General features: G+C 58.3%; 9 protein-coding genes, 1 tRNA gene and 1 pseudogene. 8 read left to right on the forward strand and 3 right to left on the reverse strand.

Annotated elements, in window-relative coordinates:
• From J6525_RS35215 to J6525_RS35230, 4 genes and pseudogenes are all read left to right on the forward strand, one after another.
• Positions 1-262 (forward strand): transposase (locus J6525_RS35215; RefSeq protein ID WP_512699755.1); only part of this gene is annotated, 262 nt, incomplete at its 5' end.
• 34 nt (positions 263-296) lie between these two features.
• Positions 297-635: pseudogene (locus J6525_RS35220) on the forward strand (hypothetical protein); the annotation flags it as partial.
• Positions 605-868: a hypothetical protein gene (locus J6525_RS35225; RefSeq protein WP_312010021.1), complete on the forward strand. Its 264-nt coding sequence runs from the start codon at positions 605-607 to the stop codon at positions 866-868. The pseudogene J6525_RS35220 and the gene J6525_RS35225, both read left to right, overlap by 31 nt.
• Before the next feature lie 130 nt (positions 869-998).
• Positions 999-2,054, forward strand: a complete 1,056-nt coding sequence (locus J6525_RS35230; protein WP_225648094.1) for a sensor histidine kinase — start codon at positions 999-1,001, stop codon at positions 2,052-2,054.
• Positions 2,055-3,024: 970 nt separating this feature from the next.
• Here J6525_RS35230 and J6525_RS35235 read toward each other — a convergent pair.
• Positions 3,025-3,100 (reverse strand) — tRNA-Ile (locus tag J6525_RS35235).
• 820 nt (positions 3,101-3,920) lie between these two features.
• Here J6525_RS35235 and J6525_RS35240 point away from each other — a divergent pair.
• The 3 genes from J6525_RS35240 to J6525_RS35250 all read left to right on the forward strand — a co-directional run bounded on the left by J6525_RS35240 (position 3,921) and on the right by J6525_RS35250 (position 10,681).
• Positions 3,921-7,025 (forward strand): efflux RND transporter permease subunit, encoded by a 3,105-nt coding sequence (locus J6525_RS35240; RefSeq protein ID WP_225648095.1) that lies wholly within the window; start codon positions 3,921-3,923, stop codon positions 7,023-7,025.
• A 689-nt stretch (positions 7,026-7,714) separates the two neighbouring features.
• Positions 7,715-8,605, forward strand: coding sequence for a sulfite exporter TauE/SafE family protein (locus J6525_RS35245; protein ID WP_225648096.1), 891 nt, complete (start codon positions 7,715-7,717; stop codon positions 8,603-8,605).
• Between the two features lie 936 nt (positions 8,606-9,541).
• Positions 9,542-10,681: an MFS transporter gene (locus J6525_RS35250; protein ID WP_200844615.1), complete on the forward strand. Its 1,140-nt coding sequence runs from the start codon at positions 9,542-9,544 to the stop codon at positions 10,679-10,681.
• Between the two features lie 320 nt (positions 10,682-11,001).
• Here the strand turns inward: J6525_RS35250 and fcl are convergent, their stop codons facing one another.
• Entirely contained in the window at positions 11,002-11,958 is a 957-nt protein-coding gene (fcl, locus tag J6525_RS35255) for a GDP-L-fucose synthase (protein WP_283848661.1), read from the reverse strand.
• A complete protein-coding gene (gmd, locus tag J6525_RS35260) occupies positions 11,939-13,024 on the reverse strand; it encodes a GDP-mannose 4,6-dehydratase (RefSeq protein ID WP_225648097.1) in 1,086 nt (361 codons plus the stop codon). The genes fcl and gmd overlap by 20 nt, the downstream gene beginning before the upstream one ends.
• 1,360 nt (positions 13,025-14,384) lie before the next feature.
• Between gmd and glmS the strand changes: the two genes are divergently transcribed.
• Positions 14,385-16,211: a glutamine--fructose-6-phosphate transaminase (isomerizing) gene (gene glmS, locus J6525_RS35265; RefSeq protein WP_225648098.1), complete on the forward strand. Its 1,827-nt coding sequence runs from the start codon at positions 14,385-14,387 to the stop codon at positions 16,209-16,211.
• Positions 16,212-16,663: the final 452 nt, after the last annotated feature.

A 16,663-nucleotide genomic window follows, 5' to 3' on the forward strand; every position in this document is an offset into this window, starting at 1 on the left:
CTCGGGTCAGGTCCGCCGCGTCACAGCTTCCATCCGTCGCGAGATGAAGCGTCGCGCGGCTGTCGAGCCCGTCATCGGCCACGTCAAGGCCGAGCACCGCATGGACAGAAATTATCTCAAGGGACGCCTCGGCGACCGCATCAACGCTGTTCTCGCCGCTGCCGGCTATAACTTCGGCCTGCTGCTGCGATGGCTCGCAGAGCTCTTGCGTGTCATCATCCGAGCCTTCTTCGAGACCGTCCCGGCTCGAAACACCGCTTAAGCCGGGCGCCGGCGCCAGTTCTTCACGAACGACTCATTACGATAACTTAGTCGAACTCAATGCTCTTCTTCATCCCGGCACCGCATTCGAACATCCGCGGGATGTGGTCTCCCACCTGTCTCTCAGCCTTGCCGAGAAGCGCGCCATCCTGGCTTCATGGGCGTCCGACGCGTCGGCAATCGCGTCCTATCCGTCGCTGCGGGCGCCCGAAGGATTAAAGGCGCCGGTCACCATCGACGAGATCCTCGAAGCACTTTGGGCGTTGGATGAAGGATCGCGGAATCCGCCGGGCGGCAAGCCGATGCGCCTCCGGTCGAACGCACCGCGGATAGGAGGCGGACAATGGAAGACATCGATCTGCCGCGGGATCTGAGCGAGCCCTCGGAGGACTTGCCATCGAAGCCGGTCAAGAAGCGGCGGCGCGCGAAGCAGACGGTCCGGCTGGAGGAGCGGCTGGCACTGCAGGCCCGGCGCGACCGGGAACGAGCGCGGTCGCTCCCTCCCGGCAAGGAACGGGAAGATCTGCTGCGCCAGGCGAGGCGGATTGAAGAAGCAACGCGAATGACCGAATGGCTCACGGCGCCGCCATTGCACCGCAAAATGTGATAGCGGCTCCCTGCGGGGCGAGACGAGCGGCGATAGGGAAGAAGTGCTCGCCCTGAGCAAGTGCGGCGCAACTTTACCCTCGTTGACAGTCTGATACGGTTCGGACGTTATTGGACTTAGCGGATTGCGAATGATGGAGCAAACCGGTCTAAAAAGCCTGACCGCAGTTCTCGACGCTGTCTTCGCCCGCGTGCGTCGACATATCCCTCATGGCTCCATCCAGGCCTACGCGTTCGCTCTGTTCTGCACGGGCGGGGCCACCCTGTTCGAAATATGGCTCCTGTGGTTGGATCCGAAGGCATCGCCGCTCGCAGGCTACTATCCCGCCGTGGCGCTGACGGCGCTGCTCGCGGGGATCATCCCGGGGGCGTTGGCTGCGACCACCGCCATCTTCATCGTCTGGTGGACATTCATGGGGCCGGCCTACAGCTTTTCGCTGGAGCGCCGCGGGGACGTCATTACGCTGATCACGTTTGCCGTCCTTTCCGTTCTGATGATCTACGCCGCCGACTATTTCCGCCGGCTGGCGAAGCGGCTCGAGGACGAGGAACATCTCCGTCAACTCGCCGTACAGGAGTTGGCGCATCGCCTGAAGAACAAGATTGCGACGATTCAGGCGATCATCAGTGTACAGCTGCGCGATCAGCCCCAGGTTCGGACGGACATTCTGGCCCGGCTCCAGGCCCTCACCGCCACCGACCAGCTGATCGAGGATGCCAACGGTCGAGGAGCCTTCACGCGCGACATCGCCGAAACCGAGCTCGGCCCGTATGTGGCATCGCGGGTAACGATAGATGGTCCCAATGTTCTGCTTGCCCCGAAATATGCCTTGACCATCGCGTTGCTGGTGCATGAGCTCGCGACCAATTCGGCGAAATACGGTTCCCTTTCGATGCCCGACGGCCGCGTCGTCCTGCGTTCGAGCATGTCGGACGAGATTCTCAGGATCGAGTGGCGGGAGGCGGGCGGCCCGCCCGTGATACCTCCGACGAAGCGGGGCTTCGGCCTGCGCCTGCTCTCACGCGCGCTGGAACAGTTCGGCGGCGGCACGGAAATGGTCTTCGAGCCTGCAGGTCTCGCCTGTCGGATGCACCTCAAGCTCCCGGCTGACTCCAGATCAGACCCTCTTGCTCATGATGGCGACGAGATGCTGCCGACCGTCACGTCTCGGCCCGCAACGCATTAGAGTTCACCTTGTTCGCTCTCCCTGTTTGGCTCACTAAGCAGGCGCGCCGAAGCGGGCGCCACGTCCTTGAAATTGCTTCGAGCTGCCGAATGGAGTGCACGAGAGATAACTTGGCGGAAGTTCGCAGTACGACTGCCGAGACATCCAGCAGATATTCTGGCTCCATAACTTCCTGTGAGGCGCGATCTGCCATGGGGGATGATTATTACCGGTTTCAGCTTGCTCGATTTGACGCGATGAAACGGCGTATCGATGCCGGCAACGAGCTTGCGAGGGAGCAGATCGCCAGGTCCGAGCGATTAAGACGCTTGTCACTCCGGCTTTTAGGCAAGCCCGATACTGATCTCCAAGACCGGAAGAACAGTAAGGCCCAGTTGGCCGCTTGTCTCATCTAGCGCACGAATAATTTCCTGGCCGCGGCACAAACTGCACTTTGGTCCCCCGTTATCCGGAGCTAAATTTCAACCCCACGCAGGGGTTGTGTCATGACCAACGACCTTCTTTATAAGGCGAGCATTGTGGGGCTGGGGCTGAGTCCTATTGCTATCGCAGCGATTGCAATATTCATGTGAGATCGAGACGCCACAGTTGGCGGCCTCTTTGGCTTCTGGATGCAGCGACCAGACAAGATTTCCAAGTCGTACCTCCTCGTCATCTCGCATCACTTGGCCTTAATCCTACCGGCTTCCGTGATCACCAAGTTTATAAATGTCGCTATAATGATATCATCTGCCCCAATTCGTCTGCGGATTCGGCAAACGAAGAATCCATAGGCCCGGAGAATAGTCGGCAGAGGATCGGCCGATAGGCTAACGCAGCACGGCGTTGATGTTGGTGAGTGTGAGCCAATCGATACGACTCATTGGGAACGCGAGAGGGATGACAGGCGCTGTGCTGTGAAAAGCGCAAAGGGAGCAGCCGGTCCACGAAACGAAATGGCTGTTCAGCCAAGCGCATCATTTGATCTCGTTGGTGGGCCCGGCAGGATTCGAACCTGCACCCAGACCGTTATGAGCGGCCGGCTCTAACCATTGAGCTACAGGCCCCGCTGCTGAAGTGGCGGCGCGCCACATCGTCTACAATTTGTTTGGCGCTCCGGCAAGGTCGAGCCATGCAGAGCTTCGGATTTCTCCGCAGGCGTTCCTTTCTGTTCTGCAGCTCGAGGCTCGAATTCGACCCTCAAACCTGTTTTGGCGCACGTATATGCATCGTCATGTGAGCGGGCGACGTGAGTTGAATCAGCAGGCCAATTCGTCTGTGGCAAAGTCACTGGTTCAACTCACTTGGTCGAATTTGACCGCGAACTTTCTGTCAAGCAACGTCACAAGTCTCGCGCGGTAGCGACCGGCGTTCGTGTTGACAAACCTTGGTATAGGATTTGCAGCCCATTCGATATCACCCGCTTACCTTTGTAGAGTTGAGCATCCGCCAGGTTGCTTCTACTTTCGATGTCGAAGTCAGGCGTCGATCGAACGGTCGAGGCATCAAGCTGACTTGATTCGCTGCAGGAAGTCGTTTGCGTCCCGTTCAGACCCGAGGACAAGAATAAATGGAAACACGTGAGCCCACCGCCACATCTTGAGGGGGACTCTCGATGATTGCACGCAAAAGACTTGGGTCTTTATCGAAGGCGCTCTCTTATTCGAGATCGCGATCAGCGATCACAATAGCAGGGCTGACGTTCATCCAAGTAACCAGAGCGGAGGAAGCAAAGGGTTGGGCTCTCTGCTTGGGAAGCCGCGAGCCTTTAGACCGGGCGTTTCCGCTTCCGTCCATAGGGGCTTAGCCGCAGCCGCCGTTTAATGACGATGGCCGTAGCGCGGCTTGCTAGCGAATTTGCGTCACCCTCTTTGAATGCGAGTCGAGATGGCGTTTACCGAGCTTTTCATCAAACGTCCGGTGTTGTCTATCGTCGTCAGTCTTCTGATCCTGCTGATCGGCCTTCGCGCTGCCGCCGTTTTACCGATCCGCCAGTATCCCAAGCTATCCAATACAGTCGTCAATATCACGACATCCTATCCTGGCGCATCCGCCGACATGATCCAGGGGTTCATCACCACTCCCCTGGAGCAGGCCGTCGCTTCGGCAGAGGGCGTCGACTACGTCACTTCCTCGTCGGTGCTCGGTACCTCAACGATCCAAGCCTACATCAAGCTCAATTTTGATCCCAATGAGGCACTCACCGAGGTGCTGTCTAAGGTCAACTCAGTCAAATATTTGATCCCGAAGGAATCAAACGATCCGGTTGTCACTAAATCAACCGGTCAGGCAACCGCTGTCATGTACATCGCCTTCTCCAGCGAGGAGCTGACGGCCAGCGCGATCTCCGATTATCTCTCGCGCGTCGTGCAACCGGTTATGTCTACGGTAGACGGCGTCGCGGCGGCAGACATCCTGGGCGGCCAAAGTTTTGCGATGCGGCTATGGCTCGATGCTGCGAAAATGGCGGGGCACGGCGTGTCGCCTGCTGATGTTTCGGCTGCAATCGCCGCCAACAACTTCCAGACCGCGGCCGGCCAGACCAAGGGCTATTTCACTGTCTCTGATGTCACGACAAACACCGACCTGCGGAGTGTCGATGACTTCAAGCGCATGATTGTCAAAGCTCAAGACCGCGGCTTCGTGCGCATGGAGGATATTGCGACAATCGAGCTTGCCGCGCAGACCGCAGACGTCAGCGTCTCCATGAACGGCGAGCACGCGGTCTTCATCGGCGTGCGGGCAAGCCCGCAAGGCAATCCGCTAAGCATAGCGCGAGGCGTTCGGGCGATGTTTCCGGAAATGGAGCGTAACCTGCCGCCATCACTGAAGATGAAAGTGGCCTACGACTCCACCAAATTCATTCAATCGTCGATCGATGAAGTCGAGAAGACGCTCATTGAGGCGGTCGTGATAGTAGTGGTAGTGATCTTCCTTTTCCTGGCCTCGCTGCGGTCGGTCATCATTCCTGTCGTCACTATTCCGTTGTCGCTCGTCGGTGTCTGCAGCATGATGCTGGCGCTCGGGTTTTCGTTCAATCTGCTTACCCTCCTTGCGATGGTGCTCGCGATCGGTCTCGTGGTCGACGACGCGATCGTCGTGGTAGAGAACATTCACCGCCATCTAGAAGAAGGTGCGCCGCCCCCGCAGGCTGCTGCGAGAGGCGCGCGCGAGATCGTCGGCCCCGTAGTCTCCATGACGATTACGTTGGCCGCCGTATACGCCCCCATCGGCTTTCTTAGTGGCCTCACCGGTGCGCTGTTCCGCGAGTTCGCGTTTACACTGGCGGGGGCGGTGATCGTGTCGGGCGTGATCGCTTTGACGCTATCGCCCATGATGTGCTCGGTCTTCCTGAGGGGCGCTGAGGAGGGACGGTTTGCTAGATTTGTGAACCGTGTGTTCGGCGCCATGACACGCTGGTACGGCCGCAAGCTCGACCGCTCGCTCGACTATCGCCCAATTACCGGGCTGTTTGCCGTGACCATGCTGGGCCTCGTCGGCTTTCTCTGCGTGAACACTTCCAAGGAACTCGCGCCGGAGGAGGATCAAGGGATTGTATTCGCACTAACCAAGGCGCCGAAATACGCCAATATTGACTATCTCGACTATTACGGCGCCAAGCTCGAAAAGGCGCTTCGGAAGTTTTCCGAGACCGATTTGAGCTTCGTGCTCAACGGTAGTGGCGGTTCGCAGGCGGGTATGGCCGGCATGTTGCTCAAGCCATGGGACGAGCGCAATCGATCGTCGATAGTTCTTAAGTCCCTGCTCCAAGCCGAGCTGTCCAAAATCGAAGGTATCAACGCATTTGCTTTTAGCTTGCCGGCACTTCCGGGCGGATCGGACGGTCTGCCAGTGCAGATGGTGATCAATTCGACGCTCGGCTTCCAATCTGTCTACGAGCAGATGTCGAAACTGAAGGACGCCGCGCGCAAGAGCGGCCTGTTCATGATCAGCGACTCTGATCTCGAGTTCAACCAGCCGGTGGTGCGAATCAAGGTCGATCGATCCAAGGCCAACGATCTTGGCATCACCATGCAGAATGTCGGTAACGCGCTCGCCATCCTACTTGGCGGAAACTATATCAATCGCTTCAATCTGCAGGGTCGCTCCTACGAGGTGATTCCGCAGGTGCCGCGTGAGAAACGCCTGGCCCCGGAAGCGGTCGGGAACTATTATTTGAAGACTGCGACGGGCTCGATGCTTCCGCTGTCTACCGTCGTCTCGGTCGAGACTGCGACTGATCCGAACGCGCTCACCCACTACAACCAGCTCAACTGCGCGACCTTTCAGGCCGTGCCGATGCCTGGCGTCACGATCGGTCAAGCCGTGGACTTCCTGGAGGCGGAGGCACAAAAGCTGCCTGCAGGCTTCAGCCACGACTTCCTTGCGGACGCCCGACAATATGTGCACGAGGGTAACCAGCTGGCCATCACGTTCGCATTTGCACTGATCGTCATATTCTTGGTGCTCGCGGCGCAGTTCGAAAGTCTGCGCGATCCCATCATCATTATGATCAGTGTGCCGATGGCAATCGTCGGCGCCTTGATACCGCTATTCTTTGGCTGGGCGACGATGAACATCTACACCCAGGTCGGATTGCTGACGCTTGTTGGCTTGATTTCCAAGCACGGCATCCTGATGGTTGAGTTCGCAAATGAGCTGCAACTCAGGCAGAGACTCGACCGTCGCTCGGCGATAGAGATGGCGGCGCGCGTCCGACTTCGTCCAATCTTGATGACTACGGCGGCGATGGTCACGGGCCTGATACCCTTGTTGACCGCAACGGGAGCCGGAGCCGCGAGCCGCTTCTCGATCGGGCTCGTGATCGTCGCCGGTATGTCTGTCGGCACGCTGTTCACGCTCTTCGTGTTGCCGGCGGTCTATGTCGCGATCGCATCCGATCACCGCGCCGACGCGAGTGCCGATCACGAGAAGAAAGACGCCGAGCTCGACCTCACCGGAGCCGCTGATGCCCAGCTGGCGAAGCAATGACGCTAAAATCAATCCAAGTTGGCTCGATTGCTGCTCTTGATAGACGCGTGACCCGCCGACCGTGGCGATTTGATGGGACCGAAATTCGTGACGGGACCGAAGAATGATCCCGGTTTGCTGCGCTCGTCTCGATCCATCGTTCGCCGGCGCTGAAGGACTAGATCGCCAAGAAATACGATTGCGCCGGTGTGTGAGCGACCGAGCCTGGGACGGCTTCATGCACCCTTGCACATCGAGATATTCATGGCTGTGCTGCCGAGCATAGGTGCTCGGCGAAAAACACGACACCAATGCGTTGCTGCTCCGCCGCAGTGAATTGCGAACATTCGCGGCGGCGGGACGCCCAAGCTAGAACTCGCCGCGGCAGAGAGAATTCGTTCTCCCCTGATGAAAAGGTTGGGTCTGCCATTATCCCGACGCCTCTAGAAGAAGAACTATTTACTCCGTGCGGCCACCTTATTGGCTGAACGATTGCAGTCAGGTAGTGGGAAGTACAGCATGGCTTCTCAACCGAAATCGATAATAGGAGCAGACTTTGAACCGATGCGCTTGACTACGTCCACTGCCACTATGAAGGCGGCCTGAGCCGTCGAGCAAGTGGTCAGAATCTGCCGCAATCGTGATGCCACTTTTAAGGTCTGATTCGCTGATGCATGGTCCGACGCCTCCCAAGTGCGAAAGTTATCGAAATGCCTGAGTTTGATGCAGCTATGCTTTTTCTGGCCGCAACGACGTGTTTTGCGGCCTTTGTAAATGGAGCCATCGGCTACGGGTTTTCGTCGCTCACGGTACCCCTTGCGCTTGTTTTCTACACCAATCGCATTCTTAATCCCGCCATTGTTATCATCGAGGTCTTCGTCAACGTCTACGTCCTTCTCATCAATCTGAAGGGTGTGCCGGCGGTTTGGAGACGAGTGTTTCCCATCTTGCTTGGACTTTTGCCTGGCATTGCGCTCGGCGGCTATGCGTTGACCTCATTTCAGCCGGGCTGGATCAAATTCGCTACCTACACGATCATACTGCCTCTTATCCTGCTGCAAGCCGCGGGTTGGCGCCGCCCTATCGAAGCAAGCTGGCTGGTCGGTCTGCCATTCGGGTCGATGCTAGGCATCCTCTATTCGGTGACGACCATCTCCGGTCCGCCTCTGGCGATGTTGTTTAACAACCAGGGCCTGGTCAAAAACGAATTTCGCGCCGGTCTAGCCTTGGTTCGCGTGGTTGAATCGAGCGTTACTGCCTTCGTCTATTACAAGCTAGGCCTGTTCATCTCCGAGAGCGGCAGCCTGCTCTATGCCTTTATACCTAGTGTTGTGCTGGGTATCCCGCTGGGATCCTACGCGATCCGCCGGCTAGATCCGGAGATATTCCGACGCATCTGCATGAGCTTTGATGCTTGGATAGTGGGGTTCGGTTTGTCACGGGTGCTGATCGAGCTCGACCTAGTGCAGAGCGCCTGGGCTTATAGCGTGATGGCGACGACGATACTGATCGATCTATGCCTGCTATACTCGTTCTTGACCACGCACAGTCCGACTTGGTCAGAGCGACGATCTCGGCGAGCTGCGGATATGAGCGCTTGAACGATGTCGGCGGGCGCCTCAGTATCGAACGCGCGAGCCCGATAGCGAAGGCAATCGATGAACTGCGCGCGAGCCGATGTGGCCCGGTCAGTAAGGCATGACAACTGGCTGATTGCTCCACGACAATCCGCAGATGTTGCCGCCGTGCCATTCGAAATGCTTGTGATCGGTGCCAGCGGGGCGCTGATCGAAAAAGCATCACACTCGAGGCACAAACACATCGAGTCGCCCTCTCGTCCGTCATCGATGGCAACGCCGCTCATTGTGCGTTGATCATCGAATCTGCTGCCAAAAAGCAGCCGGGTCGCATTCCTTCTTTACACAGGTTGCCCGCCAGCTTCGGGCTGGCACGTGAAATGCTCAATTCTGCCGATCTGGATTACGGCCTGCGTGTACGAGGAGCGATGCAAAATCGGCATTAAGCTGCTAGCTGACGATCCGAATACCAGCCTTGTGATTCTCGCCCTTCAAGGTCGGAACTGCCTCGAGCGTTCGTAAAGATGCTAGCGTCAGCGGCAATGCTCGGTGGAATGGACAAGCGCTGCCGTGGAAGTTGCGGCCGTGTTCGCGCCAGCCGTAGCCTTCTCCTCGAAATACACACAAGGACGCGTGCCGACGACTTTTGTACGCTATGTGACAAAGGGATCTTGAGCTGTTGCGCCTCTGACTGTCAGAGATAGGCAAAGGCTGGCGTCTTCGTAAGGGGTTGCTCATCCGAGAAAGATAGGCCGAAATACGCATCCGGGTTGCTTGACGATCACTCCTCTTTGACGCTCGCACCTTTTGAGGTGGCCCGAGCTTTTGCGATGGCATCGCATTTGCAGAGATGAGAATGTCAACATGAGGCATCATCGTCGAGTTGCGGCCGCTTGCAGGCGACGCACGCAGGATGAGGGGCGCCGCGCTTACGAGCCCGTTCTCTCAGGAGTGCCAGTGATACCATCTGCCAATTGGGCTGCCAGCCTGCTTGGGACGCGGCTTGCGTTTTTTGTCGCCGGATTTGGCCTCGCGGCATGGGCGCCGTTGGTGCCGCTTGCCAAGGAGCGGCTCGCGGTAGACGACCGCATGCTTGGTCTTCTGCTGCTATGTCTCGGAACTGGATCCGTTGTGGCTATGCTTCTGACCAGCGTGTCGAACGCGCGGTACGGCAGCAAGCCCATTATCCTCCTGGGCGGACTCGGCCTCGTGCTTATCCTGCCCTGGCTAGCTATCGCCGGGACACCTCTTGCGCTGGGTACCACGCTGTTTGCTTTCGGCTTTTCACTCGGTTCAATCGATGTAGCCATGAACATTTATGCAATCGAATTGGAGCGCGCCACCGGCCGTCCGTTGATGTCCGGCTTCCATGCCCATTACAGCATTGGAGAATTCACCGGCTCTGCTGCCGTGACCCTGTTTCTCTCGCTTCAGCTTGGTCCACTTTTGTCGACGTTGGTCTGTTCGACGTTTATGATGATCGCGATAACGTCGGCCTGGCTGCGGTTGACTGCGGCGAGCTTGAGACAGCAGGGGCCATTGTTTGTCTTGCCCCATCGCAGTGTGCTGCTAATAGCTGCGCTCGCGGCTATCACTTTTCTTGTCGAAGGTGCAATGCTTGATTGGAGCGCTTTGCTTCTCGTTGGGGAAGATCTTCTCACGGAGGCGCACGGAGGTCTTGGATGTATGCTCTTCGCCATCGCGATGACCGCAGGGCGTCTCGGCGGAGATGCCGTTGTGGAGCGAATCGGCGACCGTGCCACATTGATGCTCGGAACTCTGCCGATCATGATAGGTTTCTTGGCTGTGGTCGCCGCGCCGGTTGCGCTGATTGCCATGGTGGGGTTCCTGCTTATTGGATTGGGCATTTCAAATGTTGTACCCGTACTGTGTCGACGCGCCGGCAAACAGAAGGTGATGCCGGTAGGCATTGCGATCGCGGTCATCACGACAGCTGGCTACGCGGGTATACTAGTGGGTCCCGCTGGCATCGGGCTCGTCGCACACATGACTGGCTTGCCTTTGGCGTTCGCAATGTTGGGTGCGCTCATGTGCGTCGTCACGTTGTCGGCGCGGATGGTGATGACAGAGGGTCGTTAAGGCTCGTTAGTCGAGAGAGACGGGGGGCGGCGTTAGAGGCTGAGAGTCGATCAGGTCTACACGTTAGCAGTAGAACGGTACGCCTCGATCACGGCCATTCCTCTTTTCCTGCAAGTTGGTTGGCTGAGCCGTAACTAGGATATGCGAGTCACTCGGGTGATCGGACATCCAACTGAGCGCTATTGTTGATGAATACCGTTGGGCAACGCGCGGCAAGGTTAATCTTTCCGCGGTGGCCGGGGGCAGCCAGGCTGGAATATCCAATGTCCGCTGATGCTCGGATGGGTCTGCTTGCACCCGCTGTCGGGACTACCAGTTCACTAAGGTACCGTCCATTTGCTGTCGGCGAGATACGCCCGGTACGCTAGCTGAATGCCGTCCTCGAGCGAGGTGGTGGCGCGCCAGCCGAGCCTCGCCAGCCGGCCGACGTCGAGCAGCTTGCGCGGCGTGCCGTCCGGGCGCGAGGTGTCGAAGCTGATCTCACCACGAAAACCGACGGCGGCCGCGACCATGAGTGCGAATTCGGCGATGGTGATGTCCTCGCCGGTGCCGATATTGATCAGTTCGGGCGAGGAATAGGTCTTCATCAGATGGACGCAGGCGTCGGCGAGATCGTCGACATAGAGGAATTCGCGGCGCGGCGTGCCGGTGCCCCACACCGCGACGTTGCCCGCGCCCGAAACCTTGGCCTCGTGGAAGCGGCGGATCAGCGCGGCGACGACGTGGCTGTATTCGGGGTGATAATTGTCGCCGGGGCCGTAAAGATTGGTCGGCATCACGCTGATGAAATCGGCGCCGTACTGGCTGCGATAGGCCTCGGCCATCTTGATGCCGGCGATCTTGGCGATGGCATAGGGCTCGTTGGTCGGCTCCAGCGGGCCGGTCAGCATCGAATCCTCGCGCAGCGGCTGCGGCGCCAGGCGCGGATAGATGCAGGACGAACCGAAGAACATCAGCTTCTCGCATCCATTGGCGTGCGCTGCCTGGATTACATTGGTCGATATCGCCAGATTCTCGTAGAGAAACTCAGCGCGCAGCGTGTTGTTGGCGACGATGCCACCGACCTTGGCGGCGGCGAGGAATACGGCCTGCGGCCGCTTCGCGGCAAACCAGGCGTTGACCGCGGCCTGGTCGCGCAGGTCGACCTCGCTGCGCGACACCGTCAGGAGATCGGCCTCCTCGCGCGCCAGCCGGCGCATCAGCGCCGAGCCGACCATGCCGCGATGGCCGGCAACGAAGACGGTCTTGCCCTTCAGCTCAAACGCCGTGCTTGCCATTGGCCGCGTCCTGCCTGGCCTCGACGAGATCGCTGGCAACCATTTCCTTCACCAGTTGCGCGAACGGCGTCTTCGGCGCCCAGCCGAGTTTCGCGCGCGCCTTGCTGGCGTCGCCGATCAGAAGATCGACCTCGGTCGGGCGGAAATAAGTCGGGTCGATCTGCACCAGGGTCCGGCCGGACGCCTTGTCGACACCGACCTCCTCGACGCCCTTGCCGCGCCATTCGATGCTGCGGCCGACCTCGGCAAACGCCAGCTCGACGAACTCGCGGACCGACCGCGTCTCGCCGGTCGCAAGCACGAAGTCGCCGGGCTCGTCCACCTGCAGGATCCTGTGCATGCCCTCGACATAGTCGCGGGCGTGGCCCCAGTCGCGCTTGGCATCGAGATTGCCGAGATAGAGCTTGTTCTCGAGGCCGACCTCGATGCGGGCAACGGCGCGGGTGATCTTGCGCGTCACGAAGGTCTCGCCGCGGATCGGGCTCTCATGGTTGAACAGGATGCCGTTGCTGGCGAACATGCCATAGGCCTCGCGGTAGTTCACCGTGATCCAGTAACCGTAGAGCTTGGCGACGCCATAGGGCGAGCGCGGATAGAACGGCGTGGTCTCCTTCTGCGGCACCTCCTGCACGAGCCCGTAGAGCTCCGAGGTCGAAGCCTGGTAGAACCGAGTTTCCCTTTCCATGCCGAGGATGCGAATCGCCTCTAGTAGCCGCAGCACGCCGATCGCATCGGCATTGGCGGTGTATTCCGGGCTCTCGAAACTGACCTGGACGTGGCTCTGGGCGGCGAGGTTGTAGATCTCGGTCGGCCGGATCTGCTGCACCAGGCGGATCAGATTGGTCGAATCGGTCATGTCGCCATAGTGCATCAGGAACGGCACGTTGCCGGCATGCGGATCCTGGTAGAGATGGTCGACGCGCGCGGTGTTGAACGAGGACGACCGGCGCTTGATCCCGTGCACGGTGTAGCCGAGACCGAGCAGATATTCGGCGAGATACGCGCCGTCCTGCCCGGTGATGCCGGTGATCAGCGCAATGCGCCCTTGTGAGTCCTGAGCCGCCATGGTCTCTCTTAGTTGCGCTGGAAAAAAAAGCGCCCCCTTGAAACGCGCGTTGCGGAGCGCTTTCTCGCGATATCTAGATGCGCAAGCCCGCACCACCCGCAATTAGAGGAGAACGATCATTAGCTCTAGTCATACACATCATATGGAAATGCACACTATATACGTTGATTTACTCGACTGGAGAGCGGGTACCATTGAGTTGAATGTCCACAATCCGAACCGAACAAGCCGGACGACAAACGCCATCATGCGCAGCCGGATACTGCTCGGGCGATGTTTCCAACGAGATGATGCCGATGTTCCATGTTCCTTGTCTATCTTGCGCACGTTATATTCGCTTAGTCTCGCCATAGCCGGCGGAGTGGTTTGCTGAGGAGAGTTGCCGACGCCCTTACCGGAAATTACGCCATGCGCACAATGAGCTTGGGCCTCGATATCTTATTCTACAAAGCTCCCGTACCTTGACTTCCAAACAGAGCACGCAATCTGGCCAATAGGGTCGTCGGCCCTAGCGCTTCTTTCAATAAGTGTAACCCGACGCAAGACCGAATAAGAAAGAATGGCAAACGTTGGTATAGTTCTTCGAACGTTTCGATATCGATAGCTTACGTTCGTACAATAGAGAGTTCGATGCAATCGTTTAGTCTCATATCCCGACGAGTAACGACAAAGACGATCCACACGAGAGCGGCTGCGTAATACACCGATAGCAGACATGTGGAAAGCACGGTGAGGCTGCATCTTTCTAGCAGCCCGAAGGAGCAGGGTTCTCGAGGAGATCCTCAGTGAGGCGTCAGGACCATTGACCCCGCGTCGGCTGCTAACCGGATCGGCCGCATCGCCGCTCGCCTTGTTGGGATTTGAGCTGAAGAGTCGTGAATGGCTCATCAGAGATGATGAGCCAAATAGGAGATGACGCTTCACTCTGGAATGAATGGTCTGCCGATCTGGCCCAGAGTTCCCCCATCCATGAAGCCTAGCCGCTTGCGCGATCTATCTTCGCAGCGGGCATACCACGCGATGGTGACAGTTGCCGTCGCCTTCGAGCGAAGAGTCTGTTTGTGTCGGAATTGGATACCGAACTCAGTCACGCAACCGTGCCCGCATATCGGGCTCACCTCTAAGGAGGCACGCCATTCGCAGTCATCGCTGTTTGTATTCGATGGAGGCAACCAAAAGCAGAGCGTGGCCGGAGAAAGCGATGATGGTTGAAATAGACCGAGCCCGCACTTGCGAATGCGGCGACACATGAAGCCGCAATAAATTGAGAGCTTGATACCTATGACCGTCGGGTAGGCAGATTCCATGGGTCCCTCTGTGGGAACGCCTGACTCTTTGAACCTGGGCTGTATCGATCAATATGTGTGGAATAGTCGGCATCTTGGCGCGTGGTCCGGTCGCTGGGCAATTGGTCGCTTCGCTGAAGCGACTGGAATATCGTGGCTATGACTCCGCTGGCGTAGCGACGCTTGAGGGTCTCCGTATCGAGCGCCGGCGCGCTAAAGGTAAGTTGAGAAACCTTGAGGAACGGCTACGCCATTGTCCGCCGTCGGGTCATAGCGGCATTGGTCACACCCGCTGGGCAACTCATGGAAAACCGACCGAGAGTAATGCTCATCCGCATGCGACGGAAAATGTCGCGGTCGTTCACAACGGTATCATTGAAAATTTCCACGCGCTGCGAGCCGAACTGGAGCGGAATGGAGCTCATTTTAGCTCAGAGACGGATACCGAGGTGGTGGCGCATCTCGTCGAATCCTACCTCAAGAATGGCTACTCGCCGCAGGATGCGGTACAAGCCTCGCTGCCACGGCTGCGCGGAGCTTTCGCTCTGGCATTTCTGTTCAAAGGCCATGAGGATCTTTTGATCGGTGCGCGCAAGGGATCGCCCCTTGCGATTGGGCATGGTCCCGGCGAAGTGTATTTAGGATCGGACGCGATCGCACTCGCGCCCTTGACCGATGCCATTACTTACCTTGAGGACGGCGACTGGGCCGTGCTTACCCGCGCGGTCTGCGTGATCTATGACGCAGACGGGACTGTCGTCCATCGGGAAACATCCAAGTCTAGCGCGTCGTCACTCCTGGTGGACAAGGCGAACTATCGTCACTTCATGGCAAAGGAAATCCACGAGCAGCCGACTATGGTCGGACAGACATTGGCGCATTATCTCGATATGGCAGCCGAGCGCGTAGTCCTGCCGCTCACACTACCGTTCGACTTCAATTCTATTCAGCGCATCTCAGTTACAGCGTGCGGCACGGCGAGCTATGCTGGCTACATTGCCAAATACTGGTTTGAACGGCTGGCCCGCCTGCCTGTCGAAGTCGACGTGGCGTCCGAGTTCCGCTACAGGGAGGCGCCTTTGCGCCGGGGCGATCTCGCGATCGTCATCTCGCAGTCCGGGGAAACGGCCGACACACTGGCCGCGTTGCGCTATGCCAAGAGCCAAGGCCTGCACACGATATCCGTGGTCAATGTCCCGACGTCGACCATCGCGCGCGAGAGTGAATCCGTGCTGCCGACGCTAGCGGGTCCAGAAATCGGCGTGGCCTCCACCAAGGCATTCGTCTGCCAGCTGGCGGTGATGGCGACCCTTGCCGTCGCAGCAGCCAAAGAGCGCGGTAAGCTATCCGAGATCGATGAATCGAGGCTTGTACGCGAACTTATCGAAGTGCCGCGACTGATTGCTGCAGCGCTATTGGTCGAGCCGCAGATCGAGAAACTCGCGCGTGATGTTGCCAAGTCGAGCGACGTGCTCTATCTCGGCCGAGGCACATCGGCGCCCCTGGCCTTGGAGGGCGCGCTCAAGCTGAAAGAAATCTCCTATATCCACTCAGAAGGCTACGCCGCCGGCGAACTCAAGCATGGACCGATTGCATTGATCGATGAGACAGTGCCCGTGGTGGTGATCGCGCCCTACGACGGGGTCTTCGAGAAAACCGTCTCGAACATGCAAGAAGTCGCCGCTCGAGGCGGCAACATCATCTTGATCACCGATGCAAGGGGCGCCTCGGAAGCGACGGTGGATACGCTCATGACCATTGTTTTACCAGATATGGCTGCAAGCTTTACGCCCATGGTTTATGCCGTCGCGGTACAATTGTTAGCCTATCATACCGCCGTCGTCATGGGGACGGACGTGGATCAGCCGCGCAATCTTGCCAAATCGGTCACAGTTGAATAGATGGCCGCGGCAGCGTCGATATGCTGTCCTGCGGGCAGTTCCGCGGATGCAATAACATGTCGTCGTGACTCCTATTGACGACTGCTCGCCGCGCCCGCCGAACTTATCGAGACTGCGATCTGGAAGCCACTCTGGTCGACCCTAACCGCTATCGGAAGGAAGCGATCGGATCGCTTCAGTAGGCGAACTTAGACCGATTGCATTCGTGATTGACGCATGGGCGCCCGCGTACCTCTCCGCAACGTCAATGCCGCGTGCGTTAGCTTCGGGTAGCCCAGCTCACGCTGCAAGCTGGGCACCTGTTCCACAGGCCCTAACCAGCCCGAACGAAATACGGATATGCCTGATGAATCACCAATAGCCTCGTCCTACCTCCAATCCTCGCGCATGCCGAACTGACGAGCTAAAGTGATACAGAATGCAGATAGCTTCGCGGGGGCGTATCGTGCCTC

The organism is Bradyrhizobium australafricanum, from assembly GCF_020329495.1.
Taxonomy (GTDB): domain Bacteria; phylum Pseudomonadota; class Alphaproteobacteria; order Rhizobiales; family Xanthobacteraceae; genus Bradyrhizobium; species Bradyrhizobium australafricanum.

Excerpts from the sequence above, each read along its gene's own strand:
- J6525_RS35225 (WP_312010021.1), top strand. The coding sequence starts at position 605 with ATGGAAGACATCGATCTGCCGCGGGATCTGAGCGAGCCCTCGGAGGAC.
- J6525_RS35230 (WP_225648094.1), top strand. The coding sequence starts at position 999 with ATGATGGAGCAAACCGGTCTAAAAAGCCTGACCGCAGTTCTCGACGCT.
- J6525_RS35240 (WP_225648095.1), top strand. The coding sequence starts at position 3,921 with ATGGCGTTTACCGAGCTTTTCATCAAACGTCCGGTGTTGTCTATCGTC.
- J6525_RS35245 (WP_225648096.1), top strand. The coding sequence starts at position 7,715 with ATGCCTGAGTTTGATGCAGCTATGCTTTTTCTGGCCGCAACGACGTGT.
- fcl (WP_283848661.1), bottom strand. The coding sequence starts at position 11,958 with ATGGCAAGCACGGCGTTTGAGCTGAAGGGCAAGACCGTCTTCGTTGCC.
- gmd (WP_225648097.1), bottom strand. The coding sequence starts at position 13,024 with ATGGCGGCTCAGGACTCACAAGGGCGCATTGCGCTGATCACCGGCATC.
- glmS (WP_225648098.1), top strand. The coding sequence starts at position 14,385 with ATGTGTGGAATAGTCGGCATCTTGGCGCGTGGTCCGGTCGCTGGGCAA.